The 25,319-nt window shown below is 74.1% G+C and carries 13 protein-coding genes; 8 read left to right on the top strand and 5 right to left on the bottom strand.

All coding sequences use genetic code 11. From position 1 onward, the window contains the following. Window positions 1–30 precede the first annotated feature (30 nt). Window positions 31–1,257 carry a hypothetical protein gene (locus WMF33_RS13290; RefSeq protein WP_437337480.1) on the bottom strand — a complete coding sequence of 409 codons (1,227 nt, stop codon included), beginning with the start codon at window positions 1,255–1,257 and terminating at the stop codon, window positions 31–33. 295 nt (window positions 1,258–1,552) lie between these two features. Here WMF33_RS13290 and WMF33_RS13285 point away from each other — a divergent pair, with 295 nt between their 5' ends. After that, a complete protein-coding gene (locus tag WMF33_RS13285) occupies window positions 1,553–5,761 on the top strand; it encodes a DUF6531 domain-containing protein (protein WP_437337479.1) in 4,209 nt (1,402 codons plus the stop codon). Further along, window positions 5,754–7,427, top strand: coding sequence for a hypothetical protein (locus WMF33_RS13280; protein WP_437337478.1), 1,674 nt, complete (start codon window positions 5,754–5,756; stop codon window positions 7,425–7,427). The genes WMF33_RS13285 and WMF33_RS13280 overlap by 8 nt, the downstream gene beginning before the upstream one ends. Here the strand turns inward: WMF33_RS13280 and WMF33_RS13275 are convergent. Next, on the bottom strand, window positions 7,424–7,843 hold the full coding sequence (locus WMF33_RS13275; RefSeq protein WP_437337477.1) for a hypothetical protein: 420 nt from the start codon (window positions 7,841–7,843) through the stop codon (window positions 7,424–7,426). The two genes, WMF33_RS13280 and WMF33_RS13275, sit on opposite strands and share 4 nt — an antisense overlap. A 398-nt stretch (window positions 7,844–8,241) precedes the next feature. Here WMF33_RS13275 and WMF33_RS13270 point away from each other — a divergent pair, with 398 nt between their 5' ends. Next, window positions 8,242–12,294, top strand: coding sequence for a serine/threonine-protein kinase (locus WMF33_RS13270; protein ID WP_437337476.1), 4,053 nt, complete (start codon window positions 8,242–8,244; stop codon window positions 12,292–12,294). A 9-nt stretch (window positions 12,295–12,303) separates the two neighbouring features. Here WMF33_RS13270 and WMF33_RS13265 read toward each other — a convergent pair whose 3' ends face one another. Then, complete coding sequence (locus WMF33_RS13265; protein ID WP_437337475.1) at window positions 12,304–15,156, bottom strand: PQQ-dependent sugar dehydrogenase; 2,853 nt, start codon at window positions 15,154–15,156, stop codon at window positions 12,304–12,306. Between the two features lie 619 nt (window positions 15,157–15,775). Between WMF33_RS13265 and WMF33_RS13260 the strand changes: the two genes are divergently transcribed. From WMF33_RS13260 to WMF33_RS13245, 4 genes are all read left to right on the top strand, one after another. After that, window positions 15,776–16,300: a hypothetical protein gene (locus tag WMF33_RS13260; RefSeq protein ID WP_020734683.1), complete on the top strand. Its 525-nt coding sequence runs from the start codon at window positions 15,776–15,778 to the stop codon at window positions 16,298–16,300. Next, entirely contained in the window at window positions 16,281–16,658 is a 378-nt protein-coding gene (locus WMF33_RS13255) for a hypothetical protein (RefSeq protein ID WP_437337474.1), read from the top strand. Before WMF33_RS13260 ends, WMF33_RS13255 begins: the two co-directional genes overlap by 20 nt. A 17-nt stretch (window positions 16,659–16,675) precedes the next feature. Continuing rightward, complete coding sequence (locus tag WMF33_RS13250) at window positions 16,676–19,147, top strand: SpoIIE family protein phosphatase (protein ID WP_437337473.1); 2,472 nt, start codon at window positions 16,676–16,678, stop codon at window positions 19,145–19,147. Window positions 19,148–19,529: 382 nt separating this feature from the next. Further along, window positions 19,530–21,092, top strand: a complete 1,563-nt coding sequence (locus WMF33_RS13245) for a 4-hydroxyphenylacetate 3-hydroxylase N-terminal domain-containing protein (protein ID WP_437337472.1) — start codon at window positions 19,530–19,532, stop codon at window positions 21,090–21,092. Here WMF33_RS13245 and WMF33_RS13240 read toward each other — a convergent pair whose 3' ends face one another. Both WMF33_RS13240 and WMF33_RS13235 read right to left on the bottom strand, forming a co-directional pair. Then, a complete protein-coding gene (locus WMF33_RS13240; RefSeq protein ID WP_437337471.1) occupies window positions 21,093–21,740 on the bottom strand; it encodes a hypothetical protein in 648 nt (215 codons plus the stop codon). Between the two features lie 30 nt (window positions 21,741–21,770). Further along, on the bottom strand, window positions 21,771–23,996 hold the full coding sequence (locus tag WMF33_RS13235) for a serine/threonine protein kinase (RefSeq protein WP_437337470.1): 2,226 nt from the start codon (window positions 23,994–23,996) through the stop codon (window positions 21,771–21,773). A 145-nt stretch (window positions 23,997–24,141) separates the two neighbouring features. Between WMF33_RS13235 and WMF33_RS13230 the strand changes: the two genes are divergently transcribed. Further along, a complete protein-coding gene (locus tag WMF33_RS13230; RefSeq protein WP_437337469.1) occupies window positions 24,142–25,071 on the top strand; it encodes an SIMPL domain-containing protein in 930 nt (309 codons plus the stop codon). The last annotated feature ends 248 nt before the right edge of the window (window positions 25,072–25,319 follow it).

Below are 25,319 nucleotides of genomic sequence, written 5' to 3'. Positions count from 1 at the left end.
TGCAATCTCCGGATCCAGGCGACCGGATCATCAAAACGACAGGCCGGCGCCGGCGTGCAGCGTCCACGTGACCGCGGGCACCTCGTGGACGAGCTGCGCGGGGCTCTCGAACACGAACGAGCGCCGCACCAGCGGGAGCTGCGGGCCGCCTTGCAGGTCGGCGCGCACGCGCGCCCCGAGCGAGGCGGTCGCCCGCGCGAGGAGCCCGAGGCTGGCCCAGGGCACCGTGGCCTGCTTCGCCTCGGCGATCGCCTCGCCGACCCGCCCGGCGCCGCGGAGGAAGCCGCCCTCGGCGCCCACGCAGGGCGCGAGCGCGAGCCAGCGCGCCGGGCGGAAGAGGTCCGCGCAGGCGTCGAGCCGTCCGATCCCGCGGGTGAAGCTGGCGCCGCCCGGCCCGACGTCGACGGCGCCCGTGGCGGCCAGCTCGATCGCGCCGCGAAGCGAGAGGCCGACGCCCACGTCGGCGCGCAGCTCGAGGAAGGGCCCCCCGCCGAGGAGGGCGAAAGGGGTGACGCCGGACGCCGCGCTCGCGTGGAGGCCGAGCGTCCACCGGCGCTCCTCGGGCAGCGGCTGCCGCGGGGAGCCCGAGGACACACGGGCGGCCGGTGACGGCGGGCGGGCCGGCGCGGGCGCGGCGCGCGCGACCTGCGCCGGTGAGGCCGGGGGGGCGGCGGGCGGCGGCGCGGCGGCGCGGGGCGGGCTCGATGATCCCGGCGCTTCGCCGACGGCGGCCTCCGCCGCGCCGGCCGCGCGCGCCGCGCCGGCGGGGTCCGCCGCCCCGCCGACGGTCGCCGCCCCGCCGGCGGTCGCCGCCCCGCCGGGCGCCGGAACCTCGGTCGAGCCCGGCTCAGCGGCCGGCGGCTGGGGATCGAGCGACGCGGTGGGGTCGACCCGGAGGGCCGTGATGAGCGCCAGGGCCGCGACGACCTCCGCGCACGTGACGCCGCCGACCTCGCGGACGCGCGCCCCCTCCCCCGCGCCGAGGGTGATCCGGCCGCGGGTAGCGCCCGCGCCCCCGGTGATGCGCACGCGCACCTCGAGCGCCGCTTCGTCCGGCCCGGCGGCGCGCGCGCGGCTCGTGCGCGCGGTCAGCTCGCGCAGGAACACCTCGGGGCTGGGACAGCCCTCGTGCGCCTCGTAGGTGATGCGCAGGGGCTGGTCCTCCGCCCGCGCGTCCGACCCGGCCAGGGCACCGGCGAGCACGGCGACGGCCACGAGACGGCGCGGGTGGAGCACGGCGCTCCCGGAACATCGCACGGCGGCGCAGCGTACACGAGCCGCCGTGCGTGGCTGCGCCGATCACACGCCGCCACGAACGCCGCGCCGCCGCGCGAGGACGACAGCTCCCCAAAGCGGCGACGCGGCGGACGAGGGTCGTGGCGGACGCCCCGTCGAGCGGGCCGCGACGGATACCCGCGCTTCGCCAAGGTGCCGCGGAACAGCGCGCGGGACACACCTTGCCACATCGCGCCGCTTTTTCTACCGTGGTGTGGGACTGCCCTACCAGCTCCACCAAAGCTTGATTTTTCCCACCAGCGCGAGGGAGTCGGGCATGGCGCACAACTTTCACGACATCAACGGCTGGCTCATCGTCGGCATCGAGGGTCACAGCGGCTTTCACATCTTCCCGCCCGCGCCGATGTGGTTCTGGAAGCTGACGCTGCTCCACCCGTTCACGCTGGGGGACAGGCAGCACCCGACGGTGCTGTTCAACGGCGTCCCGTCGGTCACGCACCAGCATGAGCCGATGTTCCTGTGGCCTCACCTCGGGATCATCCCCGATCCGCTCGACGCCCTGACGCCGCTCCACATCCTCTTCGGCTCTCACAAGTGCTGGCTGCCGCGGGGAGCCGTCGAGATCTGCGGCGAGAAGGCGACGTGTTGCGTGATCGGCGGCCCGGTGTCGCTCAACGCGGATTGCTGGGAGTACGGCAAGTGGCCCACGTCGCTCGTGCTGAACCCGGGGACGGTGCAGACGACGCCGACGTTCAGCGATTTCGCCCAGGGGGCGCTGACGCTGGCGATCGATCTGGTCCTGGATCTCGCCTTCGAGGTCGTGGCGAGGGCCGGCGGCGCGCTCCTCGCGAAGTTCGCGGGCGACCTGGTGAGGCCCCTGTTCCGGAAGGGCGATGATGTCGTCGGCGACGGGCTCCGCGCGGCGACCAAGAACGCCGACGAGGCGGGCCAGGAGGCGGCCGAGAAGGGCGCCAAGGACCTCGCCGACCAGGGCGCCTCCGCGCCGCCGCGGAGCAAGTGCACCGAGGCCGGCCATCCGGTGGACGTGACCTCGGGGCGCGTCGTCGACGCCAGGGTGGATCTCTCGCTCCCCGGCGCCATCGAGCTCTCCTGGGAGCGCCATTACTCCTCGGCGCGGGCCCTCGAGCGGACGTCGCTCGGCCGCGGCGGGTGGGTCCACAGCTTCGAGCAGCGCGTCGAGCGCGGCGAGCACCGGATCACGCTCCGCGACCAGGAGGGGCGCGACGTCTACTTCAGGGCGGTGAAGCCGGGCGAGCGCGCATTCCACCGGGGAGACCGCCTCACCCTGACCGCGCTCCCGGACGGCGCCTTCGCCGTTTACGATCACGAAAGCCGCCTGACCCGGCGCTTCGCGCCGGCCGAGCCCCAGGGGCCGGCGCTCCTGCGATCGATCGAGGACGCGTACGGCAACGCCATCGCGCTGGAGTACAGCGGGGCGAGGCTCCGCCGGGTGATCGACACCGCGGGCCGGGAGGTGCGGGTCAAGCTGACCCACGGCGGCCGCATCGCGCGCCTCGAGGAGTGGGCGGGCGACAGCCTCGAGCAATGGGTCGATTACGGCTATACCGCCATGGGCGAGCTCGCGAGCGCGACAGACGCGCTCGGGTACGCGGACCGCTACGCGTACGACGAGGACCACCGGATGGTGAAGACCACGCTGAAGAACGGCGTGAGCTTCCATTATGAGTACGATCCCGAGACCGGCTGGTGCAGGAGGACCTGGGGCGACGGCGGGATCCATGCGGTCGAGATCGTGCCCGATCTCGAGCGTCGCATCACGCGGCTGAGCGGCAATGACGAGCCGCGGATCCTCCACTGGAACGAGGACGGCCTGGTCGTGCGCGAGGAGACGCCGGACGGGATCCTGATCCGGACGTGCGCGTACGACGCGGACCTCTACCTCCTCGCCGAGGCGAACGGGGCGGGCGAGACGATCCGGTACGAGTACGACGCGCGCGGGAACAAGATCCGGGAGATCGACCGCGCCGGGAACGTGATCACGTGGGATCACGAAGACGACCTGCCGGTCGCTCGCGTCGAGTCGGAGGGACGGGTGGTGGAGCGTTACGGGTACGACGAGCGCGGCCGCCTGCGCGAGATCGTCTATCCCTCCGGGCTGAGGTACGTCTTGACGTGCGACGAGCGCGGCCGGGTCCGCGCGATCCACGGCGAGCAGGGCCTCCTGGCATCCTTCGCGTTCGACGCGCGGCACAACGTCGTCCAGCAGGTCGACGCCCGCGGCGCCAGGACGGAGTACGCCTATGACGCCATGGGGCGCCCCGTCGCGCGGACCGACGCGCTCGGCCGGCGCAGCTCGGTCGAGTACGACCGGCTCGGGCGCCTGCTCGCCCTCCGCCGCCCGGACGGCACCGTCGAGCGCTGGGAGTACGGCCCGCTCGAGCGGCCGATCCGGTCCACCGACGCCATGGGGTATCGCCACGAGATGGAGTACGGCGGCACCGGCGTGCTCACGAAGGTGACCGAGCCGGGCGGGGGCACGTGGAGCTTCGCGTACACGGCGCGAGAGCGGCTGCGGCGGGTCAGGAACCCGCGCGGCGAGAGCTACGAGTTCACCTACGACACGGCGGGGCGGATCGCGACGGAGACGTCCTTCGATGGGCGCGAGCTCGCCTACGCGTACTCGCGCGCCGGGCGGCTCGCCCGGATCGACTACCCGGACAGCACCTTCCGCGCCTTCTCGCACGACCCGCTCGGCAACATCGTGCGCGACGACTCGCCGGACGTGACCGCGGTCTTCCACCGCGATCCGAAGGGCAGGCTGCTCGGCGCGGTGAGCGAGCAGGGAGGCCAGCGGGTCGTCACCGTCTTCGAGCGGGACGCGCTGGGGCGGATCATCGCCGAGACGCAGGGCGCCCGCCGCATCCGGTACGGGTACAACCCGCGCGGCAGGCGGACCGAGCGGATCATGCCGGACGGCGCGACCACGCGGTACGAGTACGACGCGGCGTACAGCCTGACGGGCGTGCAGCACGACGGGTATCGGCTCGACATCCGCCTCGACCGCCTCGGGCGCGAGGTCGCGCGGCACGCCCCGGGACAGGTGACGATCCAGAGCGAGCGCGACGCGCTGGACAGGCTGATCGAGCGGACGGTCAGCGTCGGCCCCCCGGGCGGCGCGCTGTCCTCGGTCCTGGCCCAGCGATCCTGGCGCTACGACGAGAACGGGGTTGTCGAGCGGCTGGACGACCGCCGGTGGGGCGCGACCGCGTTCGCGCACGACGCGATGGGCCAGCTCGTCGCCGCGCAGCGGGGCGCCCGGCGCGAGGTCTTCGATTACGACGTCGCTGGCTCCCTGAGGAGGATGCTGGAGCGCTTCGAGCCGGCGCCGCAGACGGCGCCGGCGGAGCAGGAGCCCTGGCAGATCGCCCCGGGCAACCGCCTGGTCCACACGGAGCGCGCGACGTACAGCCATGACCGGCGGGGCCGCCGCGTCCTCAAGCGCTCGGCGCGCAGCGGAGCGGACGGGCAGCCCGACGACACGACGGCGTACGTGTGGGACTGCCGCGATCAGCTGCGGGAGGTGAGGCTCCCGTCGGGCGCCAGGGTCGCGTTCACCTACGACGCCTTCGGGCGCCGGATCCGCAAGGAGGTGTTCGACGACGGCACGGGCCTGCGCGAGGTCGTCGAGTTCGTCTGGGATGGCGACATGCTCGCGGCCGACATCCACGGCCAGCGCGGGACACGGACCTTCGTCCACGCCCCCGGGACGTTCCTGCCGCTGCTCCAGGCCGAGCAGGGGGAGGTGTTCTGTTACGTCACCGACCACGTGGGCACGCCGAGGGAGCTCATCGACGCCGCTGGCCGGGTGGCGTGGTCCGGCGCCTACTCGGCCTGGGGGGAGCTGCGGGAGACGTTCGTGGACGGCGAGCGCGCGGCGCAAGGCCGGACGGTGGAGCCGCCGTTCCGCCTGCTCGGGCAGTACGAGGACGAGGAGTCCGGCCTGCGCTACACGCGGTACCGCTACTTCGATCCGGAGGTGGCGCGGTGGTGCAGCCCGGATCCGCTGGGGATCTACGGCGGCAACGACCTGTACGGGTTCGGCGGAGCGCCCACGTGGTCCGTCGATCCGTTCGGGCTCAGCCACGATATCGACGTGAGGATCACGCTCGCGGACGGCACCGAGATCCCGGAGTTCCGCGTCGGCAACGTCCCCGGGAACCGGCTCCTGGACAGCGAGGTCATGCTCGTCCAGCAGCTCACCGGGCGCACGGATCTCGCGGGCTCCACGATCCGGATCTTCGGCGAGTGGCACTCCTGCGCGAACTGCGTCAACGCGATGGACAACTTCAGGCAGCTGCCCGAGAACCAGGGTATGGCCATCCAGTACACCGGCCTCGGGGCGGGCAGGGGCGGCCAGGGCATGCCGGTAACGCTCTACCTGGGCCCGGATCCGGTGCCACCCAACATGCTGGGGAGGGACGATTACAACGCCGAGCGCGACCGCAGGCAGCGGGCGGCGAGGCGGCGAGGCGGATGTGGTTGAGCTCGAAGGTCTCGACGCCATCGACTGGGGAGCCCTCGAGACGCCCTGCGGGCCCGGCGACGTCATCCCGGAGATCCTGCACGATCTGGCCTCTCCGGACGCCGACGTGCGCGCGGACGCCTGGCTCGATCTCCTCGAGCGCCTGGTGCACCAGGGGACCTTGTGGCCGGCCTCGCTCGCGGTCGTCCCGTTCGTGATCCAGCTGCTGGGGGCCCCCGAGGTCCCGGACCGACACCGGTTGCTGCTGCTCGTGCGGGAGCTCCTCTCGCCGGAGGGCGACCTCGGGGCGCCCGCGCGCGAGCGCTCTCCGCTCGCCGACGCGGTCGGCGAGGCCGCGCGCGCCGGGGCCCCGGTCTACGTGCGGCACGCGCTCCACGGCGATCCGCAGCTCCGGGCCAGCGCGGCCTGCGTGCTCGCCGCCCTCCCCGGGCCGACCCTCGAGCACCGCGAGGCCGTCGAGCGCGCCGTCGAGGCGGCGGCGGAGGGCGCCCACGGGGCGAGCGCCGTCGTGGCCCTGGGGTTGATCGGCCGGCGGCTCGGGATCACGATCGACGCGCCGCGCTTCGAGGATCTGCTGCGCTCCCGAGATCCGCTGGTGCGCGGGAGCGCCGGCATCGCGCTCGCGCACGTGGCGCCGCAGGACATGCCGCGCGCGGCGCTCGAGGCGATCGGCGACGCCGCGGCGCTCGGCCCGCTCGCCCGGTGGGATTTCCCGTGGGGCGACGGGCACGTCGGCGCGTACGCGGCGCGGGTGCTGGGCCGGCTCGGCGAGGCGCGGCCGGCGGAGGCGCTCGGCGTCCTGCGCGCGGCCGTGGAGCGCCGGCTCGCCGCAGGGGAGCGGCTCTTACCGCGCGTCCGCGGCGAGCGCGTCGAGCCGCCCGCGCCGCACCGCGAGTCGCTGGCCGCCCTGCTCACCGCGCTGTTCGACGTCGCGTTCCGACAGTACGAGGGGCGCGAGCACGACGAGGTGCTGCCCGAGGAGCTCTCGGCGCCGCAGCGCGCGACCCTCGAGCTCCTGGTCGCCGAGGGGGCGCTCCAGGCGCTCGCGCGGGAAGCGTCCTCGATGCTGGCCCGGCGGGGGCTATGGCTGCCGCAGGAGGGCGCGCGGTTCCTCGGGCTGTCGCCGCCGGGGCCGCTCGACGCGCGGCTGACGATGCGGGTCGACGGCGCGACCCGCGACTGGCCGATCTGGAAGTGGCTCCGGGCGCTCCGCCGCGGGCAGGTGGAGGAGGCGGCGCTGCTGGAGGCGCTCCACGGCCAGCGCTCTCCGGAGCAGATCTTCCGGCTCTGCCTCGACATCGTCTCGGGCGCCTATGCTCCCCTCGCCTTCCCCACCTTGCTCGCGGACCGTGGTCCTGGCCTGTTGCTGCGGCTCGTCGAGCCGGTGCGCCGCGCGCTGACGGCGTGCCTGCGCGAGCGCGCCGAGCACCTGCTGGAGATCGGGCGGTCCTCCAGCCCGAACGCGCAGGAGTGCCTCCTCGTGATGCTCCCGATGCTGCGCACGCTGCGCGAGCGCGGCGAGGAGGTCGACCCCCGGTACGATCCGCTGATCGCAAGGTCGCTCTCGCCCGTGGTCCTCGATCTCGGCCGGGAGATGCTCGGCCTGCTCCCCCGGGATCGCAGGGAGCCTCTCGAGCGCGCGCTCGCGCGGATCCAGGGCGGCTAGGCGAAGCGCACGACGATGCTGCTGTAGCCGCCCCGCGGGTCGTGCTCCGAGGTGACCTTGCCCCAAGGATACTCGTACGGCGGCGCGCCGAGCATCGACTCCAGCCACGCGTCGTGATTCGCCTTGCGCTCGGCCTCCTCCTTCTCGGACCAGTCGTTCCAGAAGGCCTTCGACTCCGCGCCCACCTCGAAGAGCTCGACCGACGCGAGCTTGCCGCTGAAGAAGTGCAGCGTGATCCGGAAGGTGCGGAAGCCGATGCGCTGGCGCGCCGTCCGGTAACCGCTCCGCGGATGCGCCTGGCTCAGGGCGTTGGCCGTCCGCGCCAGCGGCGACGACAAAAACTGCGCTTCCGAGTACGAGGGGCCGATGCGGAGCCCGGACGCGAGCTCGATCTCGCCTGTCTGCCGATGGATCATCCAATCCTCCGACCGCTCGCGGCAGCATACACCACGGCTCCCGGCCCCGTGTGGCCCGCCGTGCCACCCCGGCGACCGGACTCGGCCGTTCCTCGAGCGCGAGCGACTCCGCCTCTCCTCGGGTAGGTGCTCGCCGGAGACTCGCCCCCTGCCGGATCCCTCGCCGCTCCGCGGGAGATCGCGAGATCCGCCGCGCATTTCGCGCAATGCGACGGTCGCCGCACCTGTCCCCCGGTGTCGACACGACGCCCACGCTGTCGCCGCGACCCGCGACGTGCGCTTTTACCAGGGGCGTAAAGCTGCGCAGGCAACGCGGCTTTTCCCACTTGTGATGAGCGGAGACCCGGTAATATCGGCCACGGTTCGCGCCGCCCCATCCGAGGTGATTCGAGGTCTTCTTGCCGCGCTGCCCATCCTGCCATCGCCGACTCGCAGCCCTCGCCCCCTGCCCAGCGGACGGCGCCCTGGCGCCGCTCCGCGCCGCGCCCGTCGAGCTCGGCGCCGAGACGCCGCCGTCGCTCGCGGGCTTCCTCATCGGCCCGCCGCTCGCGGCGGGCGCGTTCTCGATCGTCTGGGACGCGACCCGGCTGGAGGACGGCGCGCCCGCCGTGCTCAAGGTCAGCAGGGCCCACTCGCTCCTCGCGCGCGAGCGCTTCCGCAGCGAGGCGTGGGCGCTCGAGCAGCTCGGCCCCCCGGTCTCGCCGCGCCTGCTCCAGAACGGCGTGCTCGAGGACGGCCGCGCGTACATCGCCATGGAGCGGATCGAGGGCCAGACGCTGGCCGCCCGCCTCGAGGGCCTGCCCGCCGCGCTCGACCTGCGCTCCGCGCTCGACGTCGCGCTCGCCGTGCTGAGCTGCCTCCAGGTCGTGCACGAGCGCGGCCTCGTCCACCTGGACCTCGCGCCCGAGAACGTCTTCCTCGAGCCCGGCGGCGGCGTGCGGCTCCTCGACTTCGGCCTCGCGCAGCGCGATCGCGGCGTCGTCTGCCACCCGGCGGACAGCGCGCTCACCACGCTGGGCGCCATGCTCGGGGCGCCCGAGTACGCGTCGCCCGAGCGGCTCCGGGCCGAGCCGCTCGACGGGCGCGCGGACCTCTACGCGTTCGGCGCGCTCCTCTTCGAGCTGCTCACGCTGCGCCCGCCGTTCGCCGGCGATCGCGAGGACGTCGCGCAGGGGCACCTCGGCCGGCGGCCCCCGCGGCCGAGCGAGCTCGCCCCGGCCGCCGCCCCCGTCCCCCCGGCCGTCGAGGCGCTCGTCCTCGCCTGCCTCGCCAAGGAGCGGGCGCTCCGCCCCCGCGACGCCGCCGGCCTGCGGGCCGCGCTCGCCTCGGCGGGCGCCCCCGGCGCCGCGGAGGTGGCGCGGGACGAGGCCGCGAGCTCCGCGGACCGGCACGACACCGTGGTGCTCGCCCTGGAGGCCCGCGGCGCCGAGGCCGAGGTCCGCGCCGCCGTGGCCCGGCACGAGGGGCACCTCGCGCGGCAGCGCGGCTACCGCTTCGTCGCGATCTTCCCGGGGCCGAAGGAGGCCGCGGCCGAGCGCGCGCTGCTCGCGGGGCGGGAGATCGTCGCGTCGGTCGGCGCGCCGCTCGCGATCCACGTCGCGCCGCTGAAGCTCCGGCGCGAGGCCGACGGGGGCCTGGCCGCCACCGGGCTCGCCGTGGAGCGGCCCGAGGCGTGGCTCCCCGCGGATCCGTGGCGCGGGATCGCGCTCAGCGCCGAGCTCGTCACCGCCCACCCCGGCTTCGACGTCGCCGCGGCGAGCGAGGACGGCCGCTACTTCTTCGCGCAGGAGGCGCCGCTGTCCGCGGGCGATCGCGACGCCGCGCGCGCCGCGCCGCCGCTGCCGCTCGTCGGGCGCAGCGACACCCTGAGCGCCCTCGAGGAGAGCCGCGAGCGCGCGCTCGCGGGCCTCGGGCCCGGCCTCTGCGCCCTCGTCGGCGAGCGCGGCCTCGGCAAGTCGCGGCTCGCCGAGGAGATCGCCGCGAGCAGCCGGCGCGCGCACCCCGGCGCGCTGGTGATCGCGCTGCGCGCCGAGCCGGAGCACCCCGGGCGCGCCGCCGGGGGCCGGCCCGGCCAGGCCGCGGCCGCCCTGCTCGCCGGGGTGCTCGGCGCGGAGGGCGGCGCGCTCGCGGCGCCCCGCGATCCGCGCGCGCTCTGCGTCGAGCGGCTCGGCGAGGCGCTCGGCGGCGACGTGTGGCCCGCCGTGGCCGCCTTCCTCGGCTGGCCCGACGGCGCGCGCCTCGCGGAAGAACCGCCGCCGGCGCGCCGCGGCAGCGTGATCCGCGCGATCGCCGAGGGGCTGCGCCGCCGGGCGGCGGAGCGCCCCGTCGTCGTGATCGTCGACGACGCGCACCTCGCCGACGGCGCCGCGCTCGACGCGCTCGACCTCGCGACGCGGCGCGAGGCGGATCTCCCGCTCTGGGTGCTCCTCGCCGGCGCGCCGGAGCTCGCGGCGCGGCGCCACGCGCTGAGCGCCCGCGATCACGCGCGCGACCGGGTCGCGCTCTCGCCGCTCGACGACGCCGCCGGGCTCCTCCTCTGCGCCGAGCTCCTCCGGCCCGCGGAGCACCCGCCCAGCGCCGCCCTCCGCCGCCTCTGCGCGTGGGCCGGCTACAACCCCCGCTGCCTCGTGGAGCTCACCCGGGCGATCAAGCGCGCGGGCCTCGTGCGGCTGCGGGCGCGGTCGAGCAGCTACCAGCTCGCGACCGCCGAGCTCGACAAGCTCCCGCCGTCGGTCGCGTGGCAGTGGTTCGCGACGCGGCAGCTCGAGGCGCTCCCGCCGGAGCTCGGCGCGTGCGCGAGGCTCTGCGCCGTGCTCGGCTTCGAGCTCTCGGAGGACGTGGCCGCGGGCGTGCAGCGGGCGCTCGAGGGCGAGGGCGCGGCGTCCGCTCGCGGCGACGGCATCGACGTCCCGAGCGGCCTGCGCGCGCTCGCCGCGCGGGGGATCCTCGTCCCCCGCGGCGCGCAGGACGCCGCGCGCGAGGGCCCCCCGTGCGGGGGCGCCCGCTACGCCTTCCGGAGCGCGCTCTTGCAGGAGGCGATCTACGCGCTGCTCACCGAGGAGCAGCGCGCGGGGATGCACCGGCACGCGTTCGCCGTCTGGGAGCGCCTGGCCGAGGCCCAGCCGATGGCGCCGGACCTGCTCGAGCCGATCGCGCGGCACGCCGCGGCCGCCGGCGCGCGCGCCCGCGCGGCGCACGCGTACCTGCTCCTCGGCGACATGCACCGCGACCGGCACAACAACGCCGTGGCGGAGGGCCACTACTCGTCCGCGCTCCTCTGGGCCGACGGCGACGATCAGCGCCAGCGGTACCTCGCGCTCCTCGGCCGCGCGCGCGTGCGCTACCGCGTCCTGCGCACCGGCGAGGCGCTCGACGATCTGCGCTCGGCGGGCGCGCTCGCCCGCACCATGAAGGACCCGCGGATGATCGCGGAGGCGCTGCTCGAGGAGGCGACGGCGCTCGACTGGGCCGGCGCCTGGGAGGAGTCGGCCGCGCGGGTCGAGGAGGTGATCCCGCTGCTCGACGTCCGCGAGGATCACGCCGACCCCGGGCTCGCCGCGCGCTTCGAGGTCGCGGCCGGCCGCTCGTCGTACCGCAAGGGCAACCTGGAGGACGCCCTGGAGCGGCTGACGCTCGGCGTGGAGCGGGTGCGCGAGGCCGACCACGACACGCACGTGATCGGGCTGACGCTCCTCGCGTGCGTGCTCGTGCGGTGCGGCCACCTCGACGAGGCGGAGCAGCGCTTCGACGAGGCCGTGCGCGCCTGCGAGGCGCGGGGCGACCGGGTCCACCTCGGCGCGGCGCTCGTCCGGCGCGCGGAGCTCTGGCCGGCGCTCGACGCGCCGGATCGCGGGATCGCCGACCTCAGGCGCGCGGTCCAGCTCGCCCGTGAGGAGGCCAACGCCTGGGCGGAGCGCGAGGCGACGATCAAGCTCGCGGAGCAGCTCTACCTCTGGGGGCGCGAGGACGAGGCGCTGCCCCTCGTGCGGCAGGTGCGCTCGCTGGACGAGCAGTTCAAGGACCGGCCGGTCTACAGCAGCGCGCTCCTGCTCGCGCGGATCCACGCGATGCGCGACGAGCACGCGGACGCGAGCCGGCAGCTCCGGTGGCTCCGGGCGCAGGGCGCGGTCGCGGACCTGCCGCCCTATGCGCAGGCGCTCCTCGGCGTGATGCAGCTCGCCGTGAAGGACCCGAGGAACAGCATGGAGAGCGCGCGCTCGCGGGCGGCGTTCCGCGAGGAGGGCGAGCCCTCGGGCGAGCTCGGGAGCGGTCTGAGCGCCGACCAGCGGGTCGAGCTGCTCTACTGGCGCGCGCGGGCCCTGCTCGACGCCGGCCGCCCCGACGACGTGGCGCTGCTGCTCGCGCGCATCGCGCCGCTGCTCGCCGAGAGCAGGGCCTGGCGCCCGCGCTTCGCGAAGCTCCGCGCGGGGTACGGGCAGCTCGCGGGGTAGCTCGCGGGCTCACCGCGGATCGATGCGGAACACCTCCCCGGTGAGCATCACCACGTACAGCTCGCCGGCGGCGTCCTCGCCGAACGAGGCCGCCGGCAGGCTCGACGCGAGGTCCGCCGTGATCTCCACGTGATCCCGCGCGGCGCTGCCGTCCCACCGCAGCGTCCAGAAGCGGTGTGTCCCGTAGTCGCCGTAAACGTACCTCCCCTGGAGGCACGGGATCGCCGAGCCGCGGTAGACGTAGCCGCCCGTGATCGAGCCGCCCTCACCGCTCGAGTGGCTGTGCTCCACGGCGGGCGCCACGCCGACGCGGGAGCACCCGGAAGCGACGCAGTGGTCGCCCTCCATCGTCGGCCAGCCGTAGTTGCGCCGCCCGGTGCGGGCCGGCTCGATGTTGAGCTCCTCCCAGGCGTTCTGCCCCACGTCGGCGATGTAGAGGTCTCCCGTGCGCCGGTCGAAGCTGAAGCGCCACGGGTTGCGAAGGCCGTAGTCCCACACGAGCGGGTTCACGCCGGCGCCGGAGAGGTTGCCGGACGGACCGAGCCCGGTATTCACGTCGATCCGCAGGATCTTGCCGAGGGGCGACGAGAGGTCCTTGGCCGGAGAGGTCGAGTACGGCGTCACGGCCGAATCGCCGACCGACGCGTAGAGATAGCCGTCGGGCCCGAACGCGAGCGTGCCGCCCGCGTGGTTCCAGCCGCCGTGCTTCGCGTCGAGGAGCGTCCGGACAGGCGCGCTCCCGGCCGAGGTGTCGGCGACATCCGGGTTCGTGGCGGAGCGGCGGAATTCGGCGATCGTGACGTTGCCCCTGGGCGCCGCGGTGTAGAAGAGCCAGAACCGTCCGTTGCTCGCGTAGCTCGGGTGGAACGCCATCCCGAGCAGCCCGCCTTCCGCGGTCGGGCTCGGCGTGCACACGAGCGGGCGCGCGCTCGCCGGGCGCGACGGCGGGCACGAGGTCCCGCCCCGGATGTCGAGGAACGGCGTGGCCAGGAGGACACCGTTCTTGATGAGGCGGACGACCCCGTCCTTTTCGAGGACGAACATCCTCGAGGTGTCGCCCGGCGGGCTCGTGAGGAAGAGGGGCGCTTCCAGGCCCGACGCGACCTGCGTGAGCTTCAGCCGCGGCACCCCGGCGCACGCGGGGCCGGCGCCGCCGCTCCCGCCGGCGCCGCTGCCGCTGCTCGCGCCGGTGCTCCCGCCCGCGCCGGTGCCGGCGCTCCCGCCGCCCGCGCCGGAGGTCGCGCCGCTGGCGCTCGCGCTGCTGGCGCTGCTCGCGCTGCTCGCGCTGCTTCCGCCGCTCGCCGCCCCGGCCGGCGGCCGCACGTCCTCGATCCACGCGCGGACCGCCGCGAGCCCCGCCGCGTCGGCGACCTCCGACCCGATCGGCGGCATCTGCGCCCTGGAGCCGCGGTGCGCCATCCGGCGCACCACCGCGCTCGACTCGGGGTCTCCCGCCGTGATCCGGTGGACCACGCCGGTCTCCCAGAAGCTCGGCCTCACGCCCACGCCCGTCGTGTACGTGTCGGTGCTCTCCACCGTGGTGTCCGCCGCGAGCAGGCGAGTCCGCAGCGTCGCGACGCCGGTGTCGTTGTGGCAGTTGCCGCAGTTCGCGTGGAGATAGCCGAGCGCCGCGGCCGCCGTGGCGTCGCCCGGCGGGCGGAACCCGCCCGGCATCGGCACGGTGAGCCACCCGGCGTTGCTCAGCGACCGGATCGTCTCGCCCGGTCCCGCATGGCTCAATTGCAGCGCGCTGAAGCCGAGGACGCGCTCCGGGAGCTTGCCGTGGCACTCCCAGCAGTCCGCGGTCCGCGGGATATCGTGCTTGGTCCCGCGCGCGTCCTCGACGCCGTCCTCGACAAGGAACGCGTCGCTCCCGGACGGCTCCCACGCATAGGCGGCGAACACCCAGTCGTCGATCCCCGGCCCGAACCGGTGGATGAGCCGCGTCTCCACGGCCACGCCCTCGGCGCGAAACTCCTTCCAGAACCGCGTCCCGACCGGCAGCGACCAGTGATCCATGTCGCTCGTGTCGATCGTCGAGCAGCGCGGCAGGTACACGAAGCGCCGCTTGGCCGCCCCGTCCGACCAGAGCTCGTAGGCAGGGCGGAACTCGCGCGTGTTCGCCGCGCGCGACCGGGTCGCGATGTCGGCGTAGAGCCCGGTCTCGGAGAGCCGATCGGGCGGCACCGGATCCGGCGGGAGCGCGGCCGGGTCCGCGCAGGGATCGCCCGCCGAGCTCGCCCCGCCGGTCGAGCTCGACGTCGCGACGCTCGACGCGGCGGTGCTCGCGGCGCCCGTCGTCACGCCCGTGCAGGGCGCGCAGTGCGGCCCGCCGCAGTCGATGCCCGCCTCGAGGCCGTTCATCACGCCGTCCGAGCAGGTCACGTAACAGACGTCGAGCCGGGGGCGCTCCTCCGCGCGGTCGATCTCGCTGCTCCTCAGGCTGGTGGAGCGCGCCGGCGCCTCGTCGAGGAGCACGCCGTGGTTCGGCGCGGTCCCGAGCACCCACGCCTGGACGAGCGACGACACGTCCGCCGCGCGGGGGCCGACGCCCGCCTCCGCCGCGATCGTCGCCGCGCTCTCCCGCTCGAAGCCGCCGTCGCCGAAGGTCCGCCACGCGACGGTGCGCTCCTCCCACGGGATCATGACGCGATGTACGCCGATCGCGCTGCCATCGACCTTGTACGTCTGATGAACGATCATCGAGGCGGAGACGACCGTCGCGCCCGTGGGCACGGGAGAGAGGTCGAACTGCACGACGGACCGGCGGCGGCCGGCGCTCCCGGCGGCTCCCGTCGAGAGGTTCGGAGAGGCCGAGTCGCTCCACGCTGGAGCGTTTTGCCACAGTGTCGCATCTCTCACCGTGCCTCGCTCTCCACGCTGAATCGAGACGCACACCTTGGCTTCGCTCGAGAGCGCCGCGCGCGCTACCCCGAGCCCGAGACCGAGGGGAGGCGAATCGCCGAGATCGCCCTCCCCCAAGTCGTCGACACCGCCGGTTCCATGCGCGATGTCTCCCTCAGCGCCGGGCCCGGTGCTACAGTTGACGGTCGCGACGGCGGCTCCGGCGAGGACGCCGCGCATCACGAGGGAGTGAACGCGCGAGCTCGCCGCCCCGCGGCGAGATCGGCAGTCGGATGGCCCGGGCAGCCCGGGCGCGAGGGGTCGTTTCATACGGCGAGAACCTCCTTGTGGGGTTGCCCGACGGGATCTCTCCCGCAGGTGACGGCGGTTGTGCGCGAGGCGCTCGGTGGCCCGACCGGATCCACGGACACACCTCACCATCGGTGGGCGCCGAGATCGAATCAATGAGCGTGCCACTCGGCTCGGCCAGCTCGGCTAGGCTCGGCTCGGCTGGGCCAGCGCAGCGCAGCGCACCGCGTCGCACCACGTGGGGCGCGGTGCTCGCCGGCCTGCGATGCACATCACACCGTTCAGACGCGGTTGGATTCCGCGCGAGGGCCGCGTAGAGTCACAGATTGTGTCATCCCCCGAACCGACGCAGAGCGCTTCGCTATTCCTCTGCATCACCTTCTTTCCGAGCGAGCGCCTGGCGACGGCGGTGCTGCGGCTGGTGTCCAGCTTCTGCGGCGCGGTGCTGGACGACGCGAACGTGAGCTCGCGGTTCTACATGGCCGCGCACGAGCTCGCCGAGAACATCACCAAGTATTCCACCGGCCCCCGCGTCAGCCTCGAGCTCGCGCTGGAGGAGGACGAGCGCTCGCACATCATGAAGATCCGCGCGCGCAACGAGGCGTCCCCGGAGCGCCTGCGGGAGGTCGAGAAGCGCCTGCTCGACCTGAAGACCGCCATCGATCCGCTGAAGCACTACGACGAGCTCATCACGGAGACAGCGATGGTCGAGGGCGTCTCCGGCCTGGGCCTCGCGCGCGTCCGCGCCGAGGGAGGGCTCGACGTCGACTACAAGATCGAGGGCAACGAGCTCACGATCATCGCGCACGCGCCGCTCGAGCGGTGGAGGCCCAATGAACAGCTTAAGGGTTGAGCCCGTCGTCACCGAGAGCTTCGGCATCGAGCCGACGCTCGCCGGCGATCGGCTCAGCGTCAAGCTCACGGGGACGGGCGACATGGCGGCGGCCGGGCCGCTCGCCAGCTATTGCAACGAGGTCCAGCTCGAGGTGAAGCGCCTCTCGCTGACCACCGTCGAGTTCGACATACGCGCCTTGTACTTCCTGAACTCGAGCTGCCTCAAGGCGTTCATCGCCTTCATCTGCGGCATCTCCGCGCAGGGCCTCGGGTGCGAGATCAAGTTCCTCACGGACGCGAGGCTCGGCTGGCAGCGGCGCAGCCTGGCGGCCCTCCAGCGCATGTCCCCGAGCCTCGTGTCCATCGACGAGGCGTGAGCCGGGAGCGACGGCGCATGGCGACGAAGCGGCCCACGATCGCCCTCCTGACCGACTATCTCTGCGGCGAGTACCAGTCGGAGGCGCGCTTCGGCGTCGAGCGCGCCGCCGAGGCGCACGACGTCAACCTCGTCATCGCCTTCGGGGAGACGCGCGCCCGCCGGGGCTACTCCCTCCTGGACGCCCGGGGCAGCATCTACTCGCTCGTCGGCGCGGCGACCGTCGACGGGGCGGTGATCATGTCGTCGGCGCTCACGAACGCCCTCGGCGCCGACGGCATGCACGAGTTCTGCCGATCGTACGCGCCCCTGCCCGTCTGCAGCGTGGGGGTCGCGCTGGAGGGCATCCCGAGCGTCGTCGTCGACAACGCGCTCGGAGGGGAGGTGGCGGTCGCGCACGTCGTCGACGACCACGCGCGCCAGCGCGTCGCGTACATCAGCGGGCCGCCCGGCAACACGGAGGCGAAGCTGCGCGCCCGGGCGTACCGGAGGGCCCTCGAGGCGCGCGCGCTCCCCTACGACGAGCGCCTCCTCGTGCACGGCGATTTCCTGATCGACGGCGGTCGCCGCGCGATGCGCGAGCTCCTCGCGCGCGGGGTCCGCTTCGACGCGGTCGTCGCCGGCAACGACAACATGGCCCTCGGCGCGATGGACACGCTGAAGGCGCACGGCATCGGCGTCCCCGGCGACGTGCTCGTGTGCGGGTTCGACGACGTCGCCGTGTCGCGCGTCGCGCGGCCGTCCCTGACGACCGTCCGCCAGCCGATCAAGGAGCTCGGGGCGCTCGCGGTCGCGACGGTCCTGCGCCAGCTCGCCGGCGAGCGGGTGCCGGAGTGCAGCCTCCTCCCGGTCGAGCTCACGCGGCGCGAGTCGTGCGGCTGCGGCTACTACGCCGCCCTCCCGCGCGCGTCCGCCGAGGCGCCGTCGCGCCGCGCGCCGCGCTCCATCGCCGAGCAGCGGGAGGACCTCACGCGCGCGCTCGAGCGGGCGGTGACCGCCTCGGCCGCGTCGCTCAGGGACTGGCCCCGCGAGCTGCTCTCGGCGCTCGAGGAGGAGCTCGCCGGGCAGGAGGGCCGCTTCCTGCGGGCGCTCCAGGACCTCCTCGACGCGGCGGGGCGCGAGTGCGTCGCGCTCGATCAGCTCCAGGGCGCGATCACGCTGCTCCGCGCGCGCGTCCGCCGGGCGCCCGGCGTCGCCGAGGACGACCTCGAGCGGCTCTGGCACACCGCGCGCGTCCTGATCGGCAACGCCTCCGTGCGCGCCGAGGGCGAGAAGCGGCTGCGCCTGGAGCGAGCCTCGATCGACCTGAGCTGGACCGGCATGAGCTTCTCGACGAGCCTGAGCATGCCCACGCTCCGCCGCACGCTCGCCGCGGAGCTGCCCAGGCTCGACCTCAGGCACGTCGCCGTCTCGCTCTACGACGACCCGCGGCGCGCCACCTTGCGGTCGCTCTTCCTGATGGAGAACAGCCGCGAGGTGGAGCCGCCGCCCGCGAGCTTCGCCTCCTCGAGCCTCGCGCCGCCCGGGTTCCTGAGCTCCGCCGAGCGATGGAGCGTCATCGCGATGCCGATCACGTTCGGCGAGGCGGAGCACTTCGGCATCGCGCTCGTCAACAGCGGCGCGAACGAGGTCGTCTACGACGCCGTGCGCCTCCAGATCGGCTCGGCGATGAAGGCGGTCATGATGCACCGCGAGATCGTCCGGCAGGTGGAGATCCGCGAGCGGCTGGAGCAGGAGCGGGTCCGCCAGGAGAGCGTCGTCGCGGAGCGCATCCAGACCACGCTCGTCCCGCCGCGGCTGCGCGTCGAGGGGCTGGAGCTCTGCGCGGCGATGAGGCCGGCCGCGGAGGTCGGCGGCGACTACTACGACGTGATCGCCACGCCGGAGGGCGGGTGGCTCGGCATCGGCGACGTCGCGGGGCACGGGCTCGCGGCGGGCCTCATCATGCTGATGATCCAGAGCATGGTCGCGTGCATGGCGCGCAAGGACCCGACGGCCAGCCCGGGCGAGCTCATCTCCGCGCTCAACCGGGCGATCCACGAGAACATCCGGGATCGCTTGAAGCGCGACGAGCACGCGACCCTGCTCCTGCTCCGCTACGAGCGCAGCGGGCGGGTGACGTTCGCCGGCGCGCACGACGACCTCGTCGTGTGCCGCGCGGGCACGCGGCGCTGCGAGTGCGTCGCGAGCTCCGGCGTGTGGATCGGCGTCCTGCCGTCGGTCGACGCGATGACCCGGGACGCCGAGCTCCTCCTCGAGGACGGCGACCTCCTCGTGCTCTACACCGACGGGGTGACGGAGGCGCGGAACGCGCAGCAGGAGCAGTTCGGGCTGGAGCGGCTCTGCGCCGCCGTCGAGGCCTCCCAGGACGCGCCCGTCGACGTCATCCGCGACCGCCTCCTGAGGGACGTCGAGAGCTGGTGCTCGAGCCAGGACGACGACATCACGCTCCTCGTGGCGCGGCACCGCGCGCCGCCGGGCGCCGCCTAGGGCACCGAACAGGCAGAAAATCATCTAAATTCAACAGGTTGCGGCGCCAGCTGGATCCGCCGAGGAGCAAGCTGGAAGAGCGCGGCACGCCGCGAGCGGAGAGACCTCAAGGGCGCAAGAGGCGCAAGAGGCGCAAGAGGCGCAAACGAACAGAGGTATCGTTGTATTCTTCTCTTCCCCTTGCGTCCCTTGCCTCCCTTGCGCCATTGCGGTCCTCTTCGAGTCGACGGCCGCCGCCGGATGTGGTGAAATCCGCCGTATTCCCTTGAGCAGCCCGCCCCGGCGTCGGGCGCCGGACGGCCGCGCGAAGGCGCCGCGGTGGACAGCGCTCGGCGCGGCGTGACGGCGACGGGGCGGCCCAACCATAGAACGAGGTACCCTTATGAGCCGCGCTTCCTTCGCGAAGCCCCGGATGCCGATGACCGGGGAGGAGTTCCTGGCGAGCCTGCGCGACGAGCGCGAGGTCTGGGTCTACGGCGAGCGCGTCCGCGACGTGACCGCGCACCCGGCGTTTCGCAACGTCGCGCGCATCCTGGCCCGGCTCTATGACGCCTTGCACGACCCGGACACACAGCCGGTCCTGACGGCGCCGACGGACACCGGCTCAGGTGGGCTTACGCACAAGTTCTTCCGATCGCCGAGGAGCGTGGACGATCTGCGGGGGGCCCGGGACGCCATCGCTGCGTGGGCGCGCATGTCGTATGGATGGTTGGGCCGTAGTCCAGACTACAAGTCGAGCTTCCTCGCCACGCTCGAGTCCAACGCCGAGTTCTATGCTCCCTACGAGGCGAACGCGCGGCGCTGGTACCGGGAGGCGCAGGAGCAGGTCCTGTTCTTCAACCATGCCATCGTGAACCCGCCCATCAACCGCGGGCTGCCCCCCCACGAGTCGCGCGACGTCTTCGTCCACGTCGAGAAGGAGACCGACCGCGGGATCGTCGTGAGCGGCGCCAAGGTGGTGGCGACGGGCTCTGCCCTCACCAACTACACGTTCATCAGCCAGTACGCGACGCTGCCCATCCAGGACGAGGGGCTCGCCCTGGCGTTCATCGTGCCGACGGGCGCCCGCGGGGTGAAGCTGCTCTGCCGGCCCTCGTACGCGATGACGGCCGGCGTCATGGGGAGCCCGTTCGATTACCCGCTCTCCAGCCGCTTCGACGAGAACGACGCGATCCTGGTGCTCGAGGACGTCCTCGTGCCCTGGGAGGACGTCCTCATCTACCGCGACATCGAGCGGGCGCAGCAGTTCCTGCCGCGCTCGGGCTTCGCGCCGCGCGCCTTCTTTCATGGGTGCGTCCGCCTCTCGGTGAAGCTCGAGTTCATCGCCGGCCTGCTGCTCCGGGGCGTCGAGGTCATGGGCAACAAGGACTTTCGCGGCGTCCAGGCGGAGGTGGGCGAGGTCATCGCCTGGCGCAACGTCTTCTCGGGCCTGGCCGACGCCATGGTGCACGCCCCGACGCCGTGGAAGGACGGCACGGTGCTGCCCAACGCGGAGTACGCCATGACCTACCGGGCCCTCGCTCCCTCGATCTACCCGCGGATCAAGGGGATCCTCGAGAAGGTCCTGGCCAGCTCCCTCGTGTACGTGCCGTCGCACGCGATCGACTTCGAGGTCCCCGAGCTCCGCCGGCACCTCGACCGGATCGCCCGCGGCTCGGACGGCAGCTCCGCGCTGGAGCGCGCCAAGCTGATGAAGCTGACGTGGGACGCCGTGGGCACCGAGTTCGGCGGGCGGCACGAGCTCTACGAGCGGAGCTACGGCGGCAACGAGGAGAACTGCCTGGTGGAGCTGCTGCACACCGCCGCCGCCGCCGGCGCCACGGAGCGCTGTAAGGAGCTCGTGGCCCGGTGCATGGCCGACTACGACGAGAAGGGGTGGACCGCGCCGGACCTGATCGACGCGAAGGACATCAGCCTCATCGGCGGCCGCGCCGGCGCGCGGTGATCACCGGAGCGCGGGGCCCGGCCGCGCGGCCGCCCGCGCCTCCGCGAGCGCGCGGTGCACCGCGGCGACGAACGCCGGCGGGAACAGCTCGGGGTCGGTGAACCACGACGCCACGCTGTCGACCGCGCTCCGGACGCCGGAGCGCTCGTCCGCGACCGCCCCGGCGAGCAGCCACCCGGTGCCGAGGGCGAGCCGCGTCGGCGGCAGCCCCGCGTCGCGCGCGAACGACCGGGCGATCGCGCGGCAGACCTCGTCGGGCAGGTGCGCGCGCCGGACCTCGCGCAGCAGCTCGGCCGCCTCCAGGAGGCGCTCGTAGGACGCGGCGCGCCGGGGGATCGCCCGGCAGAGCGTGCGGTGGAGGACCCGGAGGTGCTGCTCCAGGAGCACGCTCGGCATGCCGCGGTTGGCGAGCAGGCCCGCGAGCCAGCGGATCTGGCGCTCCACGACCGGGCGCGTGTGGGTCGAGAGCGTGACGAGGAACGCGCTGTCGCTCCCCGTGAAGCGCCGCCCCCGCTCGCCGTAGCGAAACCCGTAGTACGGCGCATAACCGAGGGAGAGCTCGCCCGCGCGCAGCGCCGCGGCGACCTCGCGCGGGTCGTCGGGGACCGGGGTCGAGCCTGCCTCGGGGTTCAGCGGGTGGCCTGGCATCGGAGCGGAGCGCGGCGCGCGGGCGAGCCGTCAGCCGGTGACGCGCCCCTCGATGATACCGCCGTCCGCGGTGATGGCGACAACCACCTCCGAGTCGACGAACAGCGACACGACCGGGCCGACCCAGGCGTCGTTCTCCCAGACGCACTCCCACGTCCCCGCCATCGGCGGGATGCCGCCGCGCCGCACCCAGATGCGGCCCGCGCTGCCCGCCCAGGCGCGGCCCTCCGCGTCGATCGACGCGGCCGACAGGGCGCGGCGCGGCTCGATGTGCTCCGTGAAGACGCTCTGCCCGTACCGCCAGACGACGCTCCCATCCGCGCCGACCGCGATGCCCACGCCGAGATCGGGCCGCCCGGCGCAGGCGACGAACGCCCGCGCCGGCGGCGCGGGGAGGCGCTCCATGTGCCAGTCGAGCGGCGCGTAGAGCGCGACGAGCCCCTCGCCCGCGGTCGACCGGCCGACGAGCAGCCACCGCTCGTCCTCGACGCGCGCGACCGCGGCGAGGAGCGCGACCCCCTCGGCCGGCATCGGCCGCAGCCAGCGCTTGGCGATGAACGCGTGCAGGAGCGGCCGCGGATCGTTCGGCGTCGTCGAGACGAGGATGCCCATGTCCTCGAGGTCGCCGCTCAGCGCGACGTGGCTCTGCGGCTCGCCCGGCAGCTGGAAGACGCCCGTGACGCCGCCCGTCGTGTACACCGCCAGCGTCGAGCCGTCGCCGCCGAGCAGCCAGCGGCCGGGCCCGATCCGGTGCACGAAGCGCACGCCCTGCGGGCTCGGGAGCCCGCCGGACGACGCCTCGCTCCAGCTCGTCCCGTTCCAGAAGAGCAGCCCGCCCGTCGCCGCCGCGAGGCACCGGCCGTAGCCGTCCCAGGCCACGCTCCGGATGACCGAGTCGAGGCTCGGGTGGTGGAGCACGCTCCACGTCCAGCGCTCGACGATGAACGACGGCCGAGGCGGCGGCGCCTCCCGGCTGAGGCGCGGCGGCGCGCTGATGAGCTCGGCCTCGATCGCGCGATCCGGGCTCGGGCGGTCGACGGCGCGATCGACGGCGGCGGGCGCGGCGGCGGGCGCGGCGGCGGGCGCGGCGGCGGCCTTCGGCTGGCGGGGCGAGAGCAGCGTCTGGCCGAGCTCGCCCTTGAGCTGCACCGGCGCCTTCACGTGCGTCGCCGGGATGGTCATGGGCGCCATCTCGTCGTGGGCGCGCGTGCGCTGCTCGCCCGCGCTCGCCACGATCCGCTGCTCGAGCGCGGAGACCGGCGAGGCGGGGCGGAGGTACGGCGAGAGCATCGCGGCCACGGCCACGGCCTCCTGGAGGCGCTCCTGCGCCTCGCCGGCGGAGGCCCAGCGCAGCGCGAAGTCGATCGACTTGCACGCCTGGTCGTTGCCGCGCAGCGCGGGGTGGAGCCACCGCGTCTCGAGGATGCTCCGGCGCGTGCGCGCCATGGCCGCCATGAGCGCCTGCGCCTGCGACTCCGCGACGATGTACTGCTCGCCCGTGAGCAGGAAGAAGATGACGGACGCGAGGTTGAAGATGTCGGTCCACGGGCCGATCGTGCTCGGATCGGCGGACAGCATCTCCGGCGGCGCGACCCCGGTGTTGCTGACGACGCCGGCCATGATCGTCTCGCGGATGCCGCGCGGCCGCGCCATGCCGAAGTCGCTGATCTTGAACAGCTCCTCGTCGCCGGAGCCGCAGCACAGGATGCTCTCCGGCGTGAGCTGCCGGTGGACGACGCCCACGTCGTGCACCGCCGACAGCCCGCTCGAGATGCACTCGATCGCGCGCGTCGCGCGCGCCGGATCGAACGCGTGGCCCGTGGCCTGGATGGTCCCCTGCACCCGCTGGCGGAGCGTCACGCCCTGCACGCCGCCGTGCACGTACTCGATCGTGATCCAGGGCAGGTCGAGCGTCTTCGTGCCGCGGCGGACCGCGAAGGTGCCGGTGTCGATGAGCCTGACCACGAAGGGGGTCGGGGGGACCTGCTCGTTGAGGCGGCCGAGGGACACCGCCTCCTTCTTCACGATGACGGCCGCCGACGGCCCCATCTGCCTGAACAGCGACGGCCTCAGGATCTTGACGACGACGGGGGTCTCGCCCTCGGGCGCGGTGCGGACCGCGTAGTACGAGACGAACATCGTCCCGGCCCCGGCGCGCGACACGATCCGGTAGCCGATGCTTGGCGAGAGGTCGCTGGGGATCGTGGCCCCCTGCAGTCCTCCGAGGGCCTCTTCATCGCTGGGTATTGTGAGCACGTGAACGACCATAGCGCACCCGGCGCGCCGTGGAACAACTTGACGAAGGGGGGCAATGCGGCCCGCGCCGACGTGGCCCGCGCGTGGCCCGCGCGGCCTGCCGGCGCCCCTGTAAGGTGGCGCGGGGCTCGCGCGTTGCACGGCCATGAAGAACCAGAGCTCTCTGTCGCGCCGGCTGTGCCTCGCCGGGTTCCTGCTGTCGACCGCGCCCCTGCTCGCCGCGTGCGCGGCGCAGGCGACGCCGCCTCAGGCCGTTCATCCGGAGTCCCACACCATCACGGTCGTCGGCCGGGGCGAGGTCCACACGAAGCCCGACGTCGCCCGCGCCCAGCTGGGCATCGAGGTCCTGGCGCCCAGCGTGAACGAGGCGACGAGGTCGGCCGCCGCGCGCATGAACGAGATCCTCGCGGCGCTCAGGAAGCTCGGCGTCGCGGACAAGGACATCCAGACCAGCAACTACTCCATCCAGCTCATGCGGCAGGCCGACGTGCCGCCCTGGATGCTCCCCCCGCAGCCTCTCGCGGCGCCTGCGGCGGCCGCGCCCGCCGCGCCCGCCACGGCGCCCGCGGCGCCCGCGGGGCGCGGGCCGAAGCCGGCGCCGCCTCCCGCCCCGAAACCGCCCGCGCCGCCCGATCTGGCGCCGCCCCAGCCGGCGCCTCCGGCGTACTACTATCAGGTGAGCAACACGGTGACGGTCGTCATCCGCAACCTCGATCAGGTCGGGCCGGTGCTCGACGCCGTCGTGGCCGCGGGCGCGAACAACGTGTGGGGCGTCTCGTTCGGCCTCGACAAGACCGAGCCGCTCGAGGCGCAGGCGAGGGAGAAGGCGATCGCGGACGCGCGCGCTCGCGCCGAAGCGCTCGCCAAGCTGCAGGGCGTCTCGCTCGGGGGCGTCGTCGCGATCAGCGAGATCGTCGACTCCGGCCCGCGCGGCCCGATGTACGCCCCCCGCCTCGCCGCCGGCGCGATGGCCGCGGACGCCGCCACCCCCGTCGCGCCCGGCGAGGTGCAGTTCGGCACGCAGGTGAAGGTCATCTACGCCCTGGAGAACGCGCCCGCGGGCCCGCGCAAGTGATCGCCCGCCCCGGGCCGCCGCGCCACGACGGCCATCGCGCGCGCCCGCCCCGTGGGCGGAGCCTCGGCCTCCGCGGCTGAGCGGCCTGCGCTTCGCCCGCCGGCAGGCCGGCGCCGCTGGCAGCCCGGCGCGGCTGGCAGGCCGACGCGGCCGCGGTCGGATTACAGCTATAGCCAACCCGCGCGTCGCCGCAGCGGATAGAGTTCCAGCGTCCCGCTTCGGACCCTACACCGCTCCACCCTCACCAG

It is taken from the genome of Sorangium sp. So ce394, from assembly GCF_051474665.1.
Lineage (GTDB): Bacteria > Myxococcota_A > Polyangia > Polyangiales > Polyangiaceae > Sorangium > Sorangium cellulosum_D.
This window is presented reverse-complemented; position numbering and strand designations above follow the sequence as displayed.